The sequence below is a fragment of the Gracilimonas tropica DSM 19535 genome, from assembly GCF_000375425.1.
Lineage (GTDB): Bacteria > Bacteroidota > Rhodothermia > Balneolales > Balneolaceae > Gracilimonas > Gracilimonas tropica.
In genome coordinates this window covers 47,231-68,267 of the sequence record NZ_AQXG01000013.1, presented here as the reverse complement: position 1 = coordinate 68,267, position 21,037 = coordinate 47,231, and the positions used below count along the sequence as shown (strand labels likewise).

The 21,037-nt window shown below is 37.7% G+C and carries 15 protein-coding genes; all 15 read left to right on the top strand.

The window, feature by feature from the left end:
• The first annotated feature begins 312 nt into the window (after positions 1 to 312).
• Entirely contained in the window at positions 313 to 1,494 is a 1,182-nt protein-coding gene (locus B151_RS0115215) for a tyrosine-type recombinase/integrase (protein WP_020404512.1), read from the top strand.
• A 124-nt stretch (positions 1,495 to 1,618) separates the two neighbouring features.
• Positions 1,619 to 2,785, top strand: coding sequence for a GspE/PulE family protein (locus B151_RS18970; protein WP_020404511.1), 1,167 nt, complete (start codon positions 1,619 to 1,621; stop codon positions 2,783 to 2,785).
• Positions 2,786 to 2,847: 62 nt separating this feature from the next.
• Positions 2,848 to 4,878: a secretin and TonB N-terminal domain-containing protein gene (locus B151_RS0115205; protein ID WP_026166696.1), complete on the top strand. Its 2,031-nt coding sequence runs from the start codon at positions 2,848 to 2,850 to the stop codon at positions 4,876 to 4,878.
• A gap of 5 nt (positions 4,879 to 4,883) precedes the next feature.
• Positions 4,884 to 6,314, top strand: a complete 1,431-nt coding sequence (locus tag B151_RS0115200) for a PilN domain-containing protein (RefSeq protein WP_020404509.1) — start codon at positions 4,884 to 4,886, stop codon at positions 6,312 to 6,314.
• A complete protein-coding gene (gene pilO, locus B151_RS0115195) occupies positions 6,314 to 6,856 on the top strand; it encodes a type 4a pilus biogenesis protein PilO (protein ID WP_020404508.1) in 543 nt (180 codons plus the stop codon). The genes B151_RS0115200 and pilO overlap by 1 nt, the downstream gene beginning before the upstream one ends.
• Complete coding sequence (locus B151_RS0115190) at positions 6,853 to 7,311, top strand: hypothetical protein (RefSeq protein ID WP_020404507.1); 459 nt, start codon at positions 6,853 to 6,855, stop codon at positions 7,309 to 7,311. Before pilO ends, B151_RS0115190 begins: the two co-directional genes overlap by 4 nt.
• A 7-nt stretch (positions 7,312 to 7,318) precedes the next feature.
• A complete protein-coding gene (locus tag B151_RS0115185) occupies positions 7,319 to 7,747 on the top strand; it encodes a type IV pilin protein (protein WP_281103938.1) in 429 nt (142 codons plus the stop codon).
• A gap of 37 nt (positions 7,748 to 7,784) precedes the next feature.
• Positions 7,785 to 8,402, top strand: coding sequence for a prepilin peptidase (locus tag B151_RS0115180; RefSeq protein ID WP_245550431.1), 618 nt, complete (start codon positions 7,785 to 7,787; stop codon positions 8,400 to 8,402).
• 120 nt (positions 8,403 to 8,522) lie between these two features.
• The gene (locus B151_RS0115175) at positions 8,523 to 15,155 is read left to right on the top strand and encodes a LamG-like jellyroll fold domain-containing protein (protein ID WP_083909921.1); all 6,633 of its coding nucleotides are present in this window, start codon (positions 8,523 to 8,525) and stop codon (positions 15,153 to 15,155) included.
• Positions 15,156 to 15,168: 13 nt separating this feature from the next.
• Positions 15,169 to 16,830 (top strand): carbohydrate-binding module family 20 domain-containing protein, encoded by a 1,662-nt coding sequence (locus B151_RS0115170; protein ID WP_083909920.1) that lies wholly within the window; start codon positions 15,169 to 15,171, stop codon positions 16,828 to 16,830.
• Positions 16,827 to 18,158 (top strand): RHS repeat-associated core domain-containing protein, encoded by a 1,332-nt coding sequence (locus B151_RS19740; RefSeq protein ID WP_020404502.1) that lies wholly within the window; start codon positions 16,827 to 16,829, stop codon positions 18,156 to 18,158. Before B151_RS0115170 ends, B151_RS19740 begins: the two co-directional genes overlap by 4 nt.
• Positions 18,159 to 18,163: 5 nt before the next feature.
• Positions 18,164 to 18,430, top strand: coding sequence for a hypothetical protein (locus tag B151_RS0115160; RefSeq protein WP_020404501.1), 267 nt, complete (start codon positions 18,164 to 18,166; stop codon positions 18,428 to 18,430).
• Between the two features lie 41 nt (positions 18,431 to 18,471).
• Positions 18,472 to 18,963, top strand: coding sequence for an Imm26 family immunity protein (locus B151_RS0115155; RefSeq protein WP_020404500.1), 492 nt, complete (start codon positions 18,472 to 18,474; stop codon positions 18,961 to 18,963).
• 105 nt (positions 18,964 to 19,068) lie between these two features.
• Entirely contained in the window at positions 19,069 to 20,415 is a 1,347-nt protein-coding gene (locus B151_RS0115150; RefSeq protein WP_020404499.1) for an RHS repeat-associated core domain-containing protein, read from the top strand.
• A gap of 1 nt (position 20,416) precedes the next feature.
• Positions 20,417 to 20,761, top strand: coding sequence for a hypothetical protein (locus tag B151_RS0115145; protein ID WP_020404498.1), 345 nt, complete (start codon positions 20,417 to 20,419; stop codon positions 20,759 to 20,761).
• Positions 20,762 to 21,037: the final 276 nt, after the last annotated feature.

Here is a 21,037-nt window from a genome sequence, read left to right as displayed (position 1 = left end):
AAGGGCCCGTAGCTCAGTTGGTTAGAGCAGTCGACTCATAATCGAGAAAACGCAATCCAATTACCTGCAAATCCCGCTTTTTTAATTAACGATATTAGGGCTTCAAAAACCCAATATTTGCCCACCATAGTCAAAAAAAAGCCTATTTACTTACTTTTGTAAGCGAATGGAAGGGAACAAAAGTGTACAATTCATTCCCTAAATTTCCCATTCTTGGTGTACATCTTGGTGTACATGAAAAAGTAAAGTAGTTCAGGCTTTTTGGGATGAGAGTCGCTTCTAACTCTCAACTAAATTAATGAGGAAACTACTATGGCATTTCTGACAAAACGCGGCAAATATTATTCGATCAACTGGAGAACTTCTGTTGACGGAAAAGTGAAATCTACTCGAAAAGCCTTAGGAACCCGGCATAAAGACGTGGCCGAGAAAATGCTTAAGGAACTGGAAAAGCTGGAATCACTGGGTAGGATCAATCCATTTGCAAATGGATTCGATCCTAAAAAAGAATTGCAAAGAAATACGCAGAAAGAAACTGTTCTTTGCAATACGGTTTGTGAAGCGGTTGAATTATTCTACAAATCAAAAAGCCACCTATCTCCGGCAACTATTGGAGCCTACCAGCGAGCTTTAGATCATTTTGTGGAATTAAATGAGTTATCGGATGTACACCCGACCAATGTGCTGAGTTATCATTTTGAGAATGTGATCTTTAAAAAGGGCATTACTTCAGCTACAAGGCACTACTACTTCCGGCATTTTCGATCTTGGTGGAAGTTTCTGCTGAAAAAGAACATTGTGGAAAAAGATTATTTCCCTATGCTAAAAGAAGATCTCCCACGGATTAGAGAAAATACCCGGCCTAAAATGGTTTCAGAGGAGGAACTTGGAATTCTTTTCAAGAAATTTGATGAAGAATTAACCAGAAAGAAAGACTTGCCTGAATTTGACCCTAATTTGGTTCAGCATTGGTTCAAGCCGATTTTAGCCTTGTACTTCTATGGTGGACTCCGAAAACATGAAGCGGCATTTGACCCAGAATTATCCTACTCCGGATTGAAGGGTGAAAATCTGATCTATGAAGATGGAGAGTTGAGCTATATTTCACTACCACCAACCAAAGGCAGAAAAGAACGATTAATTCCTATCATAAGTGAATTAAGAAAGGAGCTGGATGCTTATTTAAAGATTCGTGGTAAGATAAGCCCCAGTGACTATGTGTTTATTTACACGGGTGGAAATACAAAAGATCAACCGGTTCGGGGGATGAGAGTATATCGGGAGTTTAAACGCTATTGCAAGGAAGCTGGAATTCCAACTTCTCGTACGTTACATGGAATGCGACACCAGGCCGTGACTACCTGGATTGAGAAAGGTTTTCATACAGCCGAGGCAAGCTATATGGCCGGGCATTCCAGCCAAAAAGTAACTGAAAAATACACTCATTTAACTTCCAAAAGATTGAAAGAAAAAATGGATAGTTTGAACTCATAATTTTCAATTCACTGATATCAACGATTGTAATAAAGAAAAATTTAAACAAGATTATTAGATATGAAAGTAGTTAGTTTCATTCGAGTTTAATTTTATGTTTATTTACGATCAAATAATTTAATAAATGGATTTAGAGTTTCGCGGTTCAGTAATTAAGCAAGTTGAGAGTATTCTTCATGAGGCAATTAAAGCCGGGGTAAGTGATATTCATATTGAGCCCTATGAAAAAAAATACCGACTCAGATACCGTATAGATGGCGTGTTGCAGGAAGTATCTTCACTTCAATTCAACCAGAAAGACGCAATGGTTTCTCGTATAAAGGTTATGGCTGATTTAGATATTGCAGAGAAGCGAAGACCGCAGGATGGTAGAATCAAGTTTCGATCTAAAGATGGAAATGAAATTGATATCAGGATTTCGATACTTCCTACTCAGCATGGTGAAAAAGTTGTCTTAAGAATCCTTGACAAAAGCCAGCTTCAGTTAAAACTCGAATCTTTGGGCTTTGATGAAGAAATTCTCAAAGACTTTAGAAAAGCGATCCATAACCCCTATGGAATGGTATTAGTTACCGGGCCAACAGGTAGTGGAAAAACCACCACTTTGTATGCTGCTCTTAACGAATTGAATACCCAGGAAGTAAATATTACCACTATCGAGGATCCTATAGAGTATAACTTGGAAGGTATTAATCAGACTCAAGTCCACGAAGAAATTGGTTTAACCTTCGCGCATGCATTGCGGTCAATATTAAGACAGGATCCTAATATTATTATGGTGGGAGAAATCAGGGATAAAGAAACTGCAGAAATAGCTATTCGTTCTGCATTAACCGGTCATATGGTGTTTTCAACTTTACATACAAATGACGCTGCTTCGGCGGTTTCCCGTTTGGTAGATATGGGAGTTGAGCCGTTTTTATTAGCTTCATCTATTCGTATGGTGATGGCACAAAGATTGGTGAGAAAAATATGCAGCAATTGTAAGGCAGAATATAAACCTGATCTCCAAATACTAAAGGATATTGGATTGCAAGCAAATGGAACTTATTGGACAGGTGAGGGATGCGAAGCATGTAATCACACAGGATTTAAAGGCCGAACAGCTCTTATTGAATTACTTGTTTTTGACAATACGATCACTGAAAAAATACTTCAAAACGCTGATGCAGGAGAGTTAAAGATAATTGCCAGGGAGAATGGAATGACTACTCTAAGAGAAGCAGGCATAGAAAAAGTAAAAAATTCTGTAACAACGGTAGAAGAAATTTATCGTGAAACTGTACTTTAATTTAACTATTGTAATTCAAGAATTATTGAAAGCATAGTAATAAATGCTCAAGACTAGTCTTTATGAGAAAAAAAACGTTACACTTATTGTTTGTTCTATTTTTCGGGGTGCTATCCAGTAGTACAATTTTTGGTCAGGCAGAAACTGACTCATTAGAAGCTATTCCTGATACTACTTCAGAGAATAGTTTTATTATGTACTTAAAGTCCATTGTAGATACAAACAAAGTTTCATTAAACTTTCAGAATTTACCAGATGGAGCTTTTGCCAACACAGAAAATCTTAATTTAAGGGGCGCAGATGTTAAAGATGTTTTAAGGGGTATTGGCCGACAATTTGATATAAATATACTTGTAGATAATAGCATAAATCGGCAAGTAACACTAAGATTATCCAATTTGACTGTGATTGAGGCATTGATACAAATATGTCAGGAATACAATTTGACCCTCAGGCAGACCGGTCAAATATTCAGGGTAAGAGAGTTTCAACCTACTGAACCAAAACCGGTTGTTGAGGAATCTGTAATTCAGTATCGGGATGGACAATTAAATTTAGATCTCAAAGAAATTGAACTTCGTGAGTTTGCCCGTAGGCTTTCATTGGAGACTGATGAAAATATTATTGTGCGAAATTCAGTGAGAGGTGTTTTATCAGGTTATTTGCAAGGCATAGACTTTGAGATTGGGCTAAGTACAATTTTATCCAATAATGGCTATTCACTTAGAGAAAAAGACGGTGTTTTTATCATCGATCGAATGGGGTTTTCATCTTCTGGTGAAGATGATATGACCCAAAACTTCTGGATAACGGTTGACCAAGGACTGGTTAGTATGGATGTTGTCAATGCCAATGTTACCGATATTATAAGAGAAATTGGTTACCAATCTGAGGCAAGTATGATCACTTATGGGCTTCCCGGTAATACTATAACGGCTAAAATAAATAATCTTTCTATTGACGATGCGCTCAACTATATATTTAGAGGAACTTCTTTTACGTACCGTAAAGAAGCAGATATCTATATCATAGGAGACAAAGCTACCAGTGGAATTGCATCCACAAAACTTATACGGCTGGAGCATATTCGCTCAGATGTGGTCATTGAGTTAATCCCTGAAAGCATTATTCAAAATGCCACAGTACAGGTTATAAAAGAACAAAATGGATTAATGGTGATTGGGACAAATGACATTATCCTGGAGTTGGAAAATTTTATTAATGAAATTGATTTTCCAACCCCGCAAATAATGATTGAGGCGCTTGTTGTCGACGTTCAAACTTCCGATATGTACGAACTGGGAGCGTCGTTAGCCTTGGGAGGTGCTCCGGACAGCAGTTATTTTAATCCATTTAGCGCTTTATTTGGTCAGCCCGGTCAAAACGGCCGACAATCTGGGGGACTAGTTATGCAAGGTGATGGAGATGATGCAAATAAAGTGCTGGCACCAGGTGGTAATTTATTTGGTATTGCAAACCTTGGCCGTTTGCCGAATGATTTCTATTTCAGAATACAAGCGCTGAGTCAGGAGGGTTTGGTGAATATTAAATCACGGCCTCAAATTTCAACTCTTAACGGGCACACGGCCAGTATTGAAATAGGAACAACACAATATTTTTTACTAAAATCTACCACACCATTACAGTCTCCGAACCAAATTGTGACCCAGGAAACAGAAAGGTTTGAACAAATTGAAGCCAATGTTTTATTAGAAATTACTCCTTGGGTAAGTGCGTCTGGAGAAGTGACGGCTGAAATTCATCCGGAATTTAATACTCCGGTTGGCAATCTTAGTGCGGAAGTGCCTCCAACCATCAATAGCAGAGTTCTTGATTCAACAGTGCGTCTTAAAGATGGAGAGACTATTATTCTTGGAGGTTTAATCCAGGAATCTGAGGTGGAAAATTTAAATAAAGTTCCAATTTTGGGTGACATACCTCTGCTGGGCCGCTTGTTCAGGAATAAGTACACCAGTATGGATAAATCAGAGCTGGTTATATTTATTACTCCCCATGTATTTTATGGAGATGGGGATGACAACTTGCGCTGGAACCGGCTGCGGGACAAATTGGACTTGAGTATAGATGAGTAGTATATATGAAGTTTCCTTTCATTGAACATACTGTTGTAGCACTGGATGTTAGAAATGATTCGATTCGTTGGGTAGAGTTAAATCATATTGGAAGCAAGATATCATATGTGAGCCATGGAAAAATGAATCGGGGTGGTGCATCCGCGCTGGAACAGTATCTTGGTGAAATAAAAGAAGAGATACAAGCCGATGCTTATCAATTATCGTGCAGTTTCAAAGATATTTTAATGGGTATTGAAGTAGAGGACATGCCCTTTTTTGAAGAATCTGAGGAAATCAAAAAATGGATACAAGGCAGGAAAGAGGAATATGCCGCTCAATATGAGGCTTCAGTAGAAGTTGGAACGCATGTAGTTGAAGTGGATGAAGACCATCGCCGGTGTATATTCCAAGTGGTCAATAAAGAAATAACAGACCGATACATTAATATAATAGGAATTCATGAGTTGCACCCGGTCCTTATAACAACGGGGATTAGTGAATTGGGATATGCCCAAATTTATGAGGAATCGTTTACCAAAGGACCAGCAGCTACCATAGTAGAAAATAGTCAAAATCTGCTCTGCAATTATCAAAACGGATTGCTAACCAATGTCTTAGAAATTGGACAGGAAGATTTTAGCATTATGATAGAGGAGGCGGACTCCTATTTAAAAACCGAAGAAATATCCCTTGATCTGCGGCAGTATGCCATTCCGCTATATGTTGAAAAGCCTGTTGGAACCACTGGATCAAATGAACAAGTCAGCCGCCCTGTGAAGACTATTTTCCCCCTTGAGGCAAAATTAGGTCTTGAAAAAATAGATCCTGAATATGCCCTGGCCTGTGGCATTGCACTGAAATCAATGTATCCAAATTTGGACGGGTTTAATTTCTCCCTGGAAGAAGAGAGAGAAAAAGGAAGAGATTGGGAAGAGAAAAAAGAATGCTATCGTACCGGCGTGCTGCTTTTTCCAGCCCTGATTGTGATTTTACTCATTCTTTTTGCAATCGAAGGATTTTTAGATGTAAATCTGACAGAGACCAATCAGGTTTTGGATCAGTTATCCGATAAGATTGAACTGGTAAATGATAAAACTGAGCAGGTAAATCTTGCAACATTGTCGTATCAACAGGTACGAAATTTAGTAGATAAAAGAAGAAACTCTGCCAGGTTATTTGAGCTGGTCAGCAATGAAATACCAACTGAAGTTTGGCTACAGGAGTTGAGCATCAGGCACACGGAGTCTAAGGAATACTTGGCACAAATATATGGAATAGCACCTCGGGAAACCATGATCGCCGATTTTATGGGAGCTTTGGAAGACCATAAGCATGTTAAGAAAGTGGAGCTTTTATCCAGTCGCAAAACCTCTCCGGAAGAGATCTCTAATGCCAGATCCTTGGGTCCAGTCCAGGTCAATCAATTTCAGCTCAGAGTTGAGGTTTCCTACTGATGGTACAAAATATAAAATATAGGTGGAGGTGGCTTGCCGGGATATTGGCAGGAGTGTTCCTGGTGTTGTTTGGATTTGTGCTTCTTCCCTATGCCTCGGTTGTGTACAAAAAGGCAACCTTGCTTGGCGAACAAAAAGAGCAAATTAGTTTTATGAGTAACTGGCAAGAGCGGCTTGCGATTTTAGAAGAACGTCAGAATCGTTTAGATACGGGGATGCAGCAAATGGTTATCAATCTGGCGAAACAGGAAGAGTTTTCAAAAGTGATAGAAACCTTTTTTGAATATGCTGAATCCTCCGTGATAGATATTAAACGCATACAACCGGTCTCTGAAAGTGTTGGAGATGAATATATGACCCGGCAACTACGGCTTAAAGTTGAAGGAAATTATCATGGCATAGCAAGATTCGTAAATAAATTAGAACAAGGTAGCTATTTAGTGACTACTAAAACTATTGCGCTGGAAACAAACTCTGAGTCGAATGAATTGATTTCAGGGGCGGTGGAACTTGAAGTCACGTTGCTGGGGGAACCAGAATGAAAAAGTTCTTCGAAACTACACTTGGAAAAATTGTTCTATTTGCTGTTGTTATTACAGTATGGGGATGGAATTTTTTTAGTTTTTCCGAGATGTCGGGGGAAGAAGAGACCGGGCAGTCTCAGATTTATGCAAATATTACCGATGAAGAATATTCGATACCGGAATTTGATGGATACAATTATTCAAGGGGGAATCGTAATCCATTTAGCATTCCTGCCGGGTTTAAGACGAAGCAGGAGCAACCGGCATCTGAGCCAAATGAAGAAGAATATAGGCAACCAAATATAACCCTGAATGGAGTTATGGAGGGGATGGCTATATTGAGGGATCAGCGGGGACAAACATTTTTTGTGGAAGAAAAAGATACTTTTAATACTATTTTAGTAGAGAAAATTTACCGGGATTCAGTGCGTCTTGTCCACGAGGGTAATGCCTTTACTGTTAACTTAAATTGAACAAGCTATGATGTGGTTACCTAAAAAATTTGAAAAGTTTCAAAAAGAGGAACATGGTTTCTCGTTGACCGAATTGTTAATCGTATTGGCCATCATTGGAATTTTGGTGATGATAGCCGTACCGCTATATCAAAATGTAACTACCCGGGCTAAGACAACAGAGGCTAAAACACAATTGAGTTTTTTACATACTCTTCAAAAAACCTACCGATTGGAGAACGACACCTATTCTACTGATTTTGCATCTCTGGGGTTTGAGCAAGAGCAGCTGATTACGGAAGGAGGAAGGGCCCGGTATGAAATAGAGATAACTGAGGCGGGTCCTAACAGTTATACAGCCCTAGCCACCTCTGTAATAGACTTTGATAACGATGGCGAGTTCAATCAATGGCAGGTGACGGAAACCGGCAATATAGAGCAAGTAGTCCCCGATTGAAATGTTCTTACATGGGGTTCTGATCTTTTTTTTGGCAGTGACTGGAGGCTATGTCGCTTTTTTTCAGCCAAAATTACTATCAACAAATATTGAAGAATTAAAAAGTAGTTCAGTCAAATGGAATTGGTTCTTGTTCTATTTTTTGACAGCAATGGGATTCACTCTTCTGATTCTATATTTGGAAAATTTACCCATATTGGTTTGCTATATTTTTGGGTTGCTACTTCTCATAGGATGTATTGATGCTTACAGTGGGGTAATTCCGAACAGGCTGCTTTACATTGGCATGGCGGGCTGGTTTTATCTTTTGTTCACAGATCTTACAAATGCAACATACTTAATACCGGCAGTGTTGGTTTCGCTATTGTTTATTGGTATTCGCTGGGGTGCCGGTAAATTATGGGGAAAGCCTGGGTTCGGTTGGGGGGATATCAAACTTATCTTAGTGTTGGGACTTCTTACGGGATGGAATATTTTTTGGATTCTGTATTTTGCTATTCTATCCGGAGGATTTTTTTCGGTGTTCAAAATACTTGACAAAAAGGATAACTACTCGTCCTTATCTTTTGCTCCACATATAGTTATAGGATATATGTTAGTAGAAGCTTTTCTATTCCATCATATTATCTTATCGTTAATTGCATTAAAAAATTGATCTTTTGGATAAAAATATTTGCAATTAAAATTTGAAAAGAGTATTTAGAATCAAGGTTTAAGGGACAGCTATAAGGCAATGATTAAAAAATGAAATAGTAATATTTAACAGTCATATGCCATGATAGTGAAAAACACTTTAGATAGTAAGACAATGCCAAAAAATAATACAAGTATTATTTTTGGCGGATTGATGAATCTATTCTTAATAAAGCTAAATTCAATTACCAGAAAGGGCAATAAGTTTATTGCCAACTTCAAGAATAAAGAATATAGGGCAGGAGTAAATAAAATTTTATTAGGTTCTCTTACACTATTTTTTCCACTATTCGCCGTTGAATGCAGTATAGCTCAAACGCCAGACTATGTTTTTGGGGGATTTGATGATCGTGTTAAGGCACAAATCACAAATGGAGAAATAGATTTAAGTTCTTTTACAAGCAGTTCTGCTAGTAAAGTTCAGCCGAATGCCTATGGTGATATTTCATTTTCTATTCCCATATTTGATGTGCTTGGAAGAAAGCTAAGTTATCCATTGAGTTTAACTTATTCACCAGGAATAAAAGTAGTACAAGAAGCTGGATGGGTTGGCTTAGGTTGGTCTTTTTCTGAATCATATGTGCAAAAAATTCAATTTGGAGGAAGCACAGATGATAACATTCCTTCTATTTATGGCGCTCCATATGAAAATGTACAAGAGGCTGCAGATCGTTTTATTGTAAAGTTGCCCGATGGGCGTTCTGTGACTGTTTTCCAATCAGATGAAACATCAAATGGGCAAATGAAATTTGTGGTTGAAGATTGGAAGAAATGGAGTATTACATATAATGACGAAAATCATCGATTTATTATAAAGGATGAATCGGGCATTATATATGTGTTTGATAAGGCATTATTTGGTGCTAATTCGCGCGATGGATGGGAAAGACAAGGATGGAATACTTGCCAACCAAAGAATATGAATCTACATACCTCAGAAAAAGCACCATTTCATAAATGGCTTTTGACTTCAGTATTAACACCAGGTTTCATGAAATTAGGGGAAGATGGATTTGATCCAATGGAAACGTCAAATGGGCAAAACCACAATGGTTCATGGATCCGAATTTTTTATGAATTTTCTCCAACACAAGAAACTAAGAAATTCGAATACACAACGGAAGATTTGCACAAAGTTGAACAGTATGGAAATTGCTCTGCGTTTATTTTTAATGATGGAATGCGATCTTTTGAAGAGACTTATATAAAATATATTGTAACACCAACGCATATAGCTGAATTTTTTACTGAGGAAGAACCTTATAATCCAATAAGCGAATTATTAGATAGGAAATGGAGTGATAAATACGATGAACAATATTTTGAAACAGAAACATTAAATTTTTACATCTACGATAACGATAATCCTTGGCCATTTGAGGATGATTTCAAACCTGTGTCAGGAGATGTGAATGGGGAAAAAAAAAGAAGGTTAAAAGAAATTAGACTATATGAAAATGATTTAACAAGTAATGTGATATCAGGATTAACAAATCCAATAAAGCAATTTAAGTTAAATTACTATTCGGTTGGGGAGGCAACACCAGGTTATGATGAAGAACGGTCGATGTTAAAGAGTGTGGAGCTTACCAGAGAGCAAGGGCTGGACCCTGTGAAGTATACATTCTCCTATCATGATGTAATACAAAGCAGTCATCTTGAATCTGGAACGAATACACTAAAAAGAAACAACGATTATGATCAAACTGGGGATCGTGACATGTTACAATATTATAGGTCCGCCAATAATAACCCAGATGAATCGATGATTGGCCCGGATGGATATTTTAACACAAATTCATTATTAGACCTTGAAGGTAGCATAAACTATGAGCCAGCGGATAGTGATGTCAAGATGTGGAGCTTAAAAAAAGTAGTTTACCCAAATGCGTCCTCAATTGAGTTTGATTATGAAAGCGATGAGTATGTTTTAGATTGGTATCATGAAGGGAATACGAGACCGTCGGGTCAGGGGATAAATGCAAGTCCAGTTGAAACTCATCTTGGTTTTGGATACAGACTAAAATCACAAACTATAACTACTGAAGGAGTAAGCAAAACTTATACATATTCTTATTACTCATATAAGTCTTCAAGTAGTAGTTGGATTCAAGATGTGGGAAGAATATATGTAGACCCGGTGGAGTATCATAGTATTAACTTTTCTACAGGAGGAGAATATTCAAGGCAACCTGAAATCCCCCCAACTCATTGGTTTTCAAAGTTGACAAATCAAACTCCTATATATGGAAAAATAAAGGAAAACAGGCCTGATGGATCTTCTATTGAAAGGTATTATAATGTAAACCATCTGGATTTCGATTATGGAGTAAATACGGGGAAAACATCTCAACAGATTTTTGATGTAACGTTAAAAAAGAGTGGAGACTTAATTAAAGAAGAATGGTATAACGATAGTCAAGCTTTAGTCAAAAGAACCACACTTAACAGAACAAAAGAGTTACAAGATGATATTAGTACTTTTACTGGATTCGGTCTTTCTTACTGGTTATCCCTCCTTGAAGAAAAAGATGATATGTATTATTCGGGGATAACACTTACAAAATCTTGGGTAGAGAAAGAGTTTTATAATGGAAATGGTTTATTAAAAAACATTGAGGATAAAATATCTGGTAAAAAAACTGAATACGTTTACGCCTACGACCAACCTGTTCCATATAATGCTTATATAAGAAAAAACAATCAGGTAGATCTTTTAATGAGTGTAACCGAAAAAAATTGGCTTGCAGAAACTCAGTACTATGAATACAAGCAATATTATGTTCCATTTGATAGCACAGCACTTCTTAATTATATAAATGTAAGAGAAATAGGAGCTAGTTCTTCTTCTGAATTTAAGGTCGTTGATCTTAATGGCGATTATGACAAATATGGAAACCCATACAATTATACTAACGCAAATGGAATTAACAATTCTATTTACTCAACCTCGAAAGATGGCATTCCGAAAGGTATTTTTAAAAACGCAGATTATAGTAGTACTTTTCTAGAAGATTTTGAAGATAAAGATTATACAAATAACTATAGAGCAGAGCCGACAAGTAGCTTAAGCGGCTGGTACGTTGATTCGGGAACATGGTCAGCAAACAACGGATACTTGGAATACACTGGAGGAAGCAATGGTATAATTTGGCACAATCTGAACTCAGATTTAAATTCTGGCAATCAGGTCATTGAAATGGATATTCACCCAGCTTCAAATGGTATCTATGCACAAGCGATATTTAGATCTCATTCTAGTAATACTGACTACTATAGGGTGCAGATAAGAAATCTTTCTTCAGGTACAAAAGACCTAAAATTATATAAAGACCACACTTTGTTATCCAGTTCTAGTTTATCTTCGATTTTGCTAGACTTTGATGTGCCTGTTCACTTGAAAATTATTATTTCTGGTGGGAACATTAAAGCAATAATAAGTGGAAAAAAGTTAATTGATTACACTGATTCCTCTTATTATGCTAGTGGTGGTATTGGTTTATATGCGGCAAGTAGTTCACCAGATCAAAAATTTGATAATTTAAGAATCTATCCAAAAGATGCAGTAGCGCTTTCGCAAAGCATAGATGCTAAATTTTTGAAAATTTCTGGCGTATCAGATCCAAATGGGATTAGAAATTCTTATAGATACGACGATTTAGGAAGATTGAAACATACCAGGGACGAACAAAACCGGATTAATTCATGGATTGATTATTCTATTTCTGAAAATAATGAAGAAATAGTAACCTATAATGGTTCCTATTCGAGTAACTCTCATATAGGTACATGGAATTTTAGTAATAATTTGATAGGTAAAAGAGAAAATGGAGAATTGATTTATAGTTCTATGTATGATGATAATGGAACCCAATTGAGTGATTCATATTCTAGTCAGTTCAAAGGTGGGGGTATAATTGGGGGTGGATTGAGAATTGATGGGGATGATCCGTACAGCCTTAATCATACACTAAGTCTTGGTGACATTCCTGAATTGGATAGTCCCAACCAATTCTCGATTGTATTATGGTTTAAAAGGGATAAGACAAATTTCTCTGCAACGAATCATAGTATTAGAAATGTTTTAGTTGCCAATTCTTCTTCGGCAAGTAATGATAATATTGAGATAGGTAGCTTTGGCTCGAATATAGAAATTTACATTGATACACCTGCATATGAAGGGAAACAGTATATTTCGGCTGGTTTAGTAAATGATAAATGGTATCACCTGGCTTTAACTTATAACGGTAGTAGTAGTACTCCCACAAAACTTTATTTAGACGGTGAATTGATTAAAAGTTGGAGTAATTTGTATTGGAATGGGAGCTTAGATTATAGTGGAAGTTCTCCTTTAACTTTAGGTAAGGCACGTCCAACAACCCCTTGGGGAGATTTTACAGGCAATATTGATGAATTCCATGTCTTCAATGAAGCTCTAAGTGAAGCTGAGATTAAGGCTTTAGCCCACGTCAATGGATCAAAAAAGAATCTGGACGATAATGGAAACCTCTTGGATGAGGTTTCATTCGGCGGAAATGCTATCGGGGGTGAGTCGATAAATATATCTCACACTTATGACAATATGAACCGGAAGGTATCGACTACCCGACCAAATTCAACAGCTAAAACGGAAACCGATTATTACATTGATCCCCTCAGAAGACCTGAAGAGGTTCGTTTACCAGGTACTGGTGGAGATCTGCCTTCCACGAAAGTAACAAACTATACATACTTATATAACACAAGTTCGGAAACGTTCTCTTCTTTTAAATCATACGGAGCGAATACGTTACATAAAACGATAGTAAATGATCCGAATGGAAAGCAAAGATTAGAATATGTGGATGGGTCAGGTAGAAAAATTGCCTCTGTTGTTGATATGGATAATAATGGCATAAAAAGTTCTTCTGATCTTGTAACAGAGTTTGGTTACGATGATTTAGGAAATTTAAATAGAGTTAAAGATCCTAAAGGGTTTATAACGAAATATGAGTACAATGCATTATCACGTTTAACTCGAAAAAAATTACCTGACCAAGGTAATTGGATAGATTATAAATATGATAACATCGGTAATTTAAGGTTTGTTCAAACGGCTGAACATAAATTAAGTGGCTCTTATTCTTCCCAGGATTTAGGATATTATGGAAACCCTTCTGTTACTAAAACATTATCGGTTGCAAAAACAGGGCTTCTTAAATATCAGTTTTCTATAATTGATCTGTTTTATGATGGGTATGATATTACGCTAAGTGATGATGATCATAATGTTGCATTTTATGAGAAATCGCTACCCGGGGATACTTACGATGTAGAAAGCTCAATGACGGTGTCCTCTGGTATTTATCAATTTCATGGAGAAGCCCAGAATAGTCAGGACCAATACCACGCTACAAGTGGTAACTTCTCGTTTTCTCCATATAAATATACTTATAACAAGTATGATGACTTAAGTCGCATTATTGAAACTGGAGAGTACTTTGGAAGTACATCTTTTACGGCAGCAGAGGCTAATAGTTCCTCATTTCCTTCATCCGATAAGCGTAAATTAGTTGAATATAAATACGGGTATGAAAGTGGCTACAGTGGTGCGAGGTACCTATCTGGTAATCTGTCACAGGTAATTTATTATAATCCCAATAATTTTTCTCAAACCCCAAGTAAAACATATTATAGTTACAATGAAGATGGGTTGGTGGAATGGGTTGTTCAACAACTAAGGAGAGATGATGGCGTGATGCTTTCTAAAAGAATTGAATATGATTATGATGGAAATGGAAATTTGATTGAGCTAAGATTTGACCCTGGGGGGGCTGATAGCTTCTACCAGCGCTACACTTATGATGGGCTAAACCGAGTAATTAAAGCAGAAACAAGTCTAACAGGTAATTCAGGGGAATGGTTAACTTCAGCAGAATATACGTATCAGTCGGATGGTCAGGTTCAACAGTTTATTCTTGGCGAAAAAGCTCAGACAATAGATTACTCGTATGATACCAGAGGATGGTTGACAGGAATTAACAATACAGGAAGTGTTGGGTCAGATCCCCAAGAGGACCGGTTTTTCCAAAAATTGGAGTATTTCGATAGTTCAGTATCTAGCTCTTACAGGCAATATGATGGAACAATTGCCAAGCAAACTTGGGGTTTTGATACTAAATTAATTAATAAACCAGATCAGAGTTATTTATATAGCTATGATAATGTAAATCGTTTAATAGAAGCAGATAGATCTGGTAGCGGGTATTCCAGTTCGGCCTTTGATGTTTACTACATTCAGTATGACAAAAATGGAAACCTGAGAAGTTATATTAGGAATAATCAAAATGGTGATGCTGGTGCAACTGGTTACATGACGATGCAATTCCATTCTGGCAGTAATCGAATTAATTATTTAGAAGAAGGGGCTAGTTATATGCAGTTTGATGTTGATTACGATGCGAATGGAAACTTGATTAAAAATCAGCTTCATAATTTAAAGAAAATTACCTATAACTTAGCCAATATGCCTTTGCGTACAATTGCTGGGTCAAGCTTACTTCAATACCGCTATAACCCTGAAGGTCAAAGAGTGTCGAAAAGTGTATATGGGGGAACCGGAAACCTATATGTACGTGGAGCTAATGGGGAAACATTAGCGGTTTTTGATCAGAATGGTAGTCTACAGTTCCATAATGTTATAGTTGGCGGGGAAATAATAGGGAAAGCAAACTAAAGGGAATAAAGACATGAGAAATTCAAATAAAATATTACTACCAACGATGAAAAAAATATTAGTATGCTTCGCTATAAGTTGGTTTTCAATTGGTACTTTTTCAGCTCAGGCACAAACAGAGATTAATTTTTCTGTAAATCTTAAATATGCAGATTATCAGCAAGGTGATAAGATAGTTGTGAGAGGCAGTATTCCTCTTCTTGGAAATTGGACTGAAGATGGTCAATTAGTGCTTTCCCAGTTTTCGAAAAACGAATCAATTTTTGAAGGAACATTAGAAATACCGGATAATGAATTAGAAGCTCAATACAAGTTTTTGATTCTCAAAGGTGATGGTACTGAGATCTGGGAAGATAGAGCAAACAGGTCTTTATTAGGATTGGTTAATTCAGGACCGGAGACAGTATATTTTTCAGGTAGAAACGATCCGGGTTTAACCTCAACACTTACGCAGGTCACTTTTAGTTTAGATGCCTCAGATATGAAGTTTAACGGTGATGATCCTGAAGGTATTGCTTTAATGGGTAATCGGGGAGAGCTAAGTTTCGGGTTAAATGAAAGGAAAGTGATGCAGGAAGTTCGGCCGGGAGTTTGGTCCACAACGGTTATGCTTCCGTATGGGACTATTCGCGATTTAGAGTTTAAGTTTGCATGGCTCCTAGAAGACAAATGGGAGTGGGAATATATTCCCGGACATGCAAATCACATTGCCTTGTTAGAAATGGACGTTCCCGATCAACAAATTTCTATGAAATATGACCCGGCAAGTGGAAAAATTATCCCTACTGAGGATTTAAAAAGTATTGATAATTATACAGTAGTGCAGGAGCATTTGGGGGAAACTTTTTGGGCTACCAATTATGCTTATGGACTAGCCATGAAGGAACTCAATGATAATAATTTGGACCAGGCAATTAAAACCTATCAAAAATATAAAGCAGTTAATACATATGACTCAGGTATTGATGACTTCCATTTTCACTATGCGAAGCATATCAGTCAACGGGATGGTACAGAAGCTGCTATTGAGTTTATAGAGGCCAAACAAAATGAAGAAGGAATTACCGATAGTCGAAACAGTTATTTTGAATATTTAAAGGGTGAACTATGGCTCAATTCAGGCAAGAACTCAAAAGCCAGGGAATACTTTAGAAATGTTATGGCAAATTATGAAGGAGAAACAACTTTAGCCGGTACTTACAGCGAAGAAGCTTTAACTATAAGTTACCTGTATGATTCCGACGAGGATAGTATTCGTGTTGGAATCCAGCAGGCTCAGCAGAAAATCTATAAGGATAGTACTAAAGCTTATGGTTGGCTAAACCAAATTGCTAATGCCCATAAGCGTTTAAATGATCACTTTGATTATGAACAGACGTTATGGAGGATGTCGCAAACAGGAACACCAAATGAACGGTCAAAAGCAGCCATCAAATTAGCTCGTAAACAGGCTAAAGAACGCAGGTATGAAGAAGCATGGTCAACGATTAATGATATCGACTCACTTCAAGTTTCTCCAAAAGTATTAGAAAATCGTGATTTTTTAAAAGTTGTTGTGTTAGAGGGTAGCGGAAAAAAAGAACAGGCAAGTCAGCTCAAAACTAAATTAAAAGAAAAATATAAAGGCAACGAACGGTTAAAAACATTACACGAAGATGAGGAGGGACCAAAATGAAGTTCTCTTCCCTGCTAACGTTTAGTATATGCCTGCTTTTTCCTTCATTGTTGCTGGCCAACAATGTAACACCGATAGCGGTCATCACCCATGATATAAACCGGGATTTTTTCTTTGACGGGGAGTCGGTCACCTTTGACGGCACCGGCAGCTATGACCGCGATGAATCCGGAAGTTCCATCACCGCTTATAGCTGGACCATTGACGGTTCAATCTACACTTCGTCAACACCAACAGTAACGTTTTCCCTGACCAGTGGCCAGCAAAGCAAAACGGTGGCGGTAAAACTAAAAGTACGGGATGATGAAAATACCTGGTCTTCGGAGATTACCAAGACCTACACGGTTCGCCGCTCCCAGCAGCGATACTTTTATGTGAAAGACCACTTGGGAAGTGTGCGGGTGACAGTAGATGAAGAGGGGGAACCAATTGGCTACGATGACTATTATCCGTTTGGTCTGGTTATGCCCGGGAGGAGCTCAAATGTATCCAATCCGGATGATATGTATAAGTACACCGGCCATGAGCGGGATAACGAGATCGGTTTGGACTTAACCTATGCCGGGGCACGATATCTGGATCCGGTAACGGGAATTTGGTTGAGTATTGATCCAAAGGTAGATGACTACCCGGGATGGAGCCCTTACAACTACTCGTTGAATAATCCGGTTAATTTGATAGACCCTGACGGTGAGGCCCCTACTGATTGGGTGAGAAATTCAGATACAGGGGTTTATGAATGGAGAGATGATGTGTTTTCGGAAGACGATGCTCCTGAAGGGTATGAATATGTAGGAAAAGGACAAGCAGATATTCAGGCACACTACAATGAGAATACTTCATTCTGGGGTAAACTTTTTGGTTCAGGTCCAGAAATTGATGCTTCGAATTTAGGAGCGACAATAATTCAGTTTGATGCAATGAGACATACTACCTCATTGACTGTGGCTAAAAACCCAATGGCTTGGATAGCTGGTGGCCCGGCTGGTGCGGCAGCAAAAATAACTTCTGCTGGTAGGGGTGGGAGAGTGTTTTGGTCTGGAGGTGATATTGCAAAAAACTCAGCTATGAATTTTGCAAAATCTAACGGTATGAAGACCCTTGAAATGACAACAAGTGGGCGTATCATGAATACTATAAGTCCTTATCTACCTCGTTCAGTATCAAGTCCCATTTGGGATGGATTGTCAAGAAATTTTGCAAGAGGTGCAACAGGAAATATAAATGTGTTTCAGAATGCTGCTGGTGTAAGTTTAAGAAGTACTTGGAGGCGAATTGAATACCCGATCCTCAGAAATAACAATATCATCTTTCACACTGTAAAATAGCACAAATGATAACTGAAGATAAAATAAAGGTCTATAAACGATACGATGGCGATATAGATAGCTGGGCAAGAAGCGGCTCAAAGAAAGAAAAATCAATCATGACTGATGAAGATTGGTATGTGATTGATGGACTCATTCAAGATATCTCTTTGGTGAAAAAGGGACTAGCTTCTTCTGGTTTCAGTGAAACTTTAAATGTTAAACTCAAAGAAACGTGCAATAATGACTCCACTGTTAATCAACTTCAGAAATTAGCATTGACTTTATTATGATTGGACTTGAAGAGTTTATCTAAAGTTATGGTATAAAGTAAATGACAACAAGACAAAGAATAACAAAAGGTGATGTTTTTGAAGTACCTCTTAAAGGGAATATTAAAGGGTATTTTCAATATATGATGATAGACGAAACTCAATTAAATAGTGAGGTGATAAGAGTTTTTAAGGATAAATTCGAAATGAATCAAACAATTAATTTAGAGGATTTACAGAAAAGTAAAATTGATTTTTATGCACATGTGAATATTAAACTTGGTATAAAAATGAGTTTATGGTGTAAGATAGGAAATCTAAAAATCCCCACTAATTTAGAAAGACCCCGGTTTCGTGATAGCTTGGATTATGGAAATCCTGAGGTTACTACTTCAGAAGAATGGTATATATGGGAATTAAATAAAGATTTTGAAAAGGTAGGAATACTAAATGATGAACAGAAAGGATATGACATTGGTATAGTAGTCACACCCCCCGATATTGTAGAAAAGATGAATTCTGGCAAATATAGTTTTGTATATCCTACTTATTAGATTTTGATATTTGAGCTTGTCTTAAAAAGAGCATTAGACTACAAATAATTATTTAAATCAAGTATATCCCTATAAGGGTTTGATAACAATCATACATTACAAATAATGAGATTATACTCAACAATATTGATTAGTCTGTGCCTGTTTTTCCCGGCCGTTTTATTGGCCAACAATGTAACGCCGATAGCGGTCATCACCAATGATATAAGCCGGGACTTTTTCTTTGACGGGGAATCGGTCACCTTTGACGGCACCGGCAGTTATGACCGGGATGAATCCGGAAGTTATATTACCGCTTATAGCTGGACCATTGATGGTTCAACCTATACCTCATCTACCCCAACCGTTACATTTTCGCTTACCAGTGGCCAGCAAAGCAAAACGGTGACGGTAAAACTAAAAGTACGCGATGATGAATATACCTGGTCTTCGGAGGTTACCAAGACCTACACGGTTCGCCGCTCCCAGCAGCGATACTTTTATGTGAAAGACCACTTGGGAAGCGTGCGCGTGACGGTAGATGAAGAGGGGGAGCCTTTGGGCTACGATGACTATTATCCGTTTGGTCTGGTTATGCCTGGGAGGAGCTCAAATGTATCGAACCCGGATGATCTGTATAAATATACTGGCCATGAGCGTGATAACGAGATCGGTTTGGATTTAACCTATGCTGGGGCACGATACCTGGATCCGGTAACGGGGATATGGTTGAGTATTGATCCGAAGGTAGATGACTACCCGGGATGGAGCCCTTACAACTACTCGTTGAATAATCCGGTTAATTTGTGGGATCCAGATGGAAAAGCTCCTTCTAGTTGTTGTTTAACTTCACAGATGTTTGGTGGTATTGGTAGTATTGTTGATGTGGTACATGCTACCTTGGGAGACCGGGCGGCGCAAAGTCGGGTAACAGCAAGACTTGCCTATGCAACAACTACAACAGCAGTTACAGTTGGAGCTGTTTATGCAGCTCCGTATATAGGTTCAGGATTAGTAACTTCAAGTAATGCCGCGTTATCAAATCCCGGGACAACCACAACTGTAGTCGGTACAACATTAGGTGCTCTTGATCCTAATCCAGGAGCAGACTACATCCCGGGTCCTGTAGATAATGTAGGGAATTCTCTTGGCCAGGCGGTAAGAACTCTTGGCGATGATGCTACACGTATACCACTAAATCGTTTAAATCATATTTTTGGAAAATCAGAGCACGCGCTAGAAAGTTTAGTCATGAAGTTTGGTTCTCAAGAAGAAGCTTTTAAAGCAGTACAAACTGTTGCTAATGAAGCATTGAAAGCAGGAAAATTGACTCCAAATGCAAGAGGTATTCTACCGTCGGGAAATTTGGGAAATATTATTAATGTTAGGGGAATGGATGTTCGACTTATTGGTGGTAAAGTTGAGGATGGAAAGGTTATTCTGTCTTCATTTAGTAGAAAAGGATTAGAATAGAATGGACAAACTAAATAAACTTGAACTGGCAATTCTTGAAAGGCTTTCAAATAAGTATCCATTAATAAAGAATCACATTCCCTTTCTTAAAGTTGAGAGTAGAGAAAATACTGGTGTTGGAATGTATATAAATATTACTTATTGCATTGAAGCCGGAAAAACTTTGGACCTTGAAATAGAAGATGGTTCTTTAGGCTCTGATGAATCAGTACAAATGAATGGTTTAAAACATGGACTAGCATATGAAGTAGATGTAAAAAAAGGTAGGTTAAATTTTATAGAACTTGTTTCATATGGTGAAGAATGGGATGGGAAGGTACGTGATGATTTTATTTTTATAAAGTAATCACAAAACAAAAAACGTTCCATGTAAAGAGATATAGGAAATATAATCATATAAGAAACAACATATTAGAACATGAAGTTTAGGCAAACATTGAAGGGAGATGACGAGGGAATAAAATGAGATATTTATCCATTCTTATGATTAGTCTGTGCCTGTTTTTTCCGTCTGTTTTATTGGCCAACAATGTAACACCGATAGCGGTCATCACCCATGATATTGAGCCCCTCCCCATTTATGTACCAGTTAAAAGTAGAGAATCGGACGTTCCTAACGACC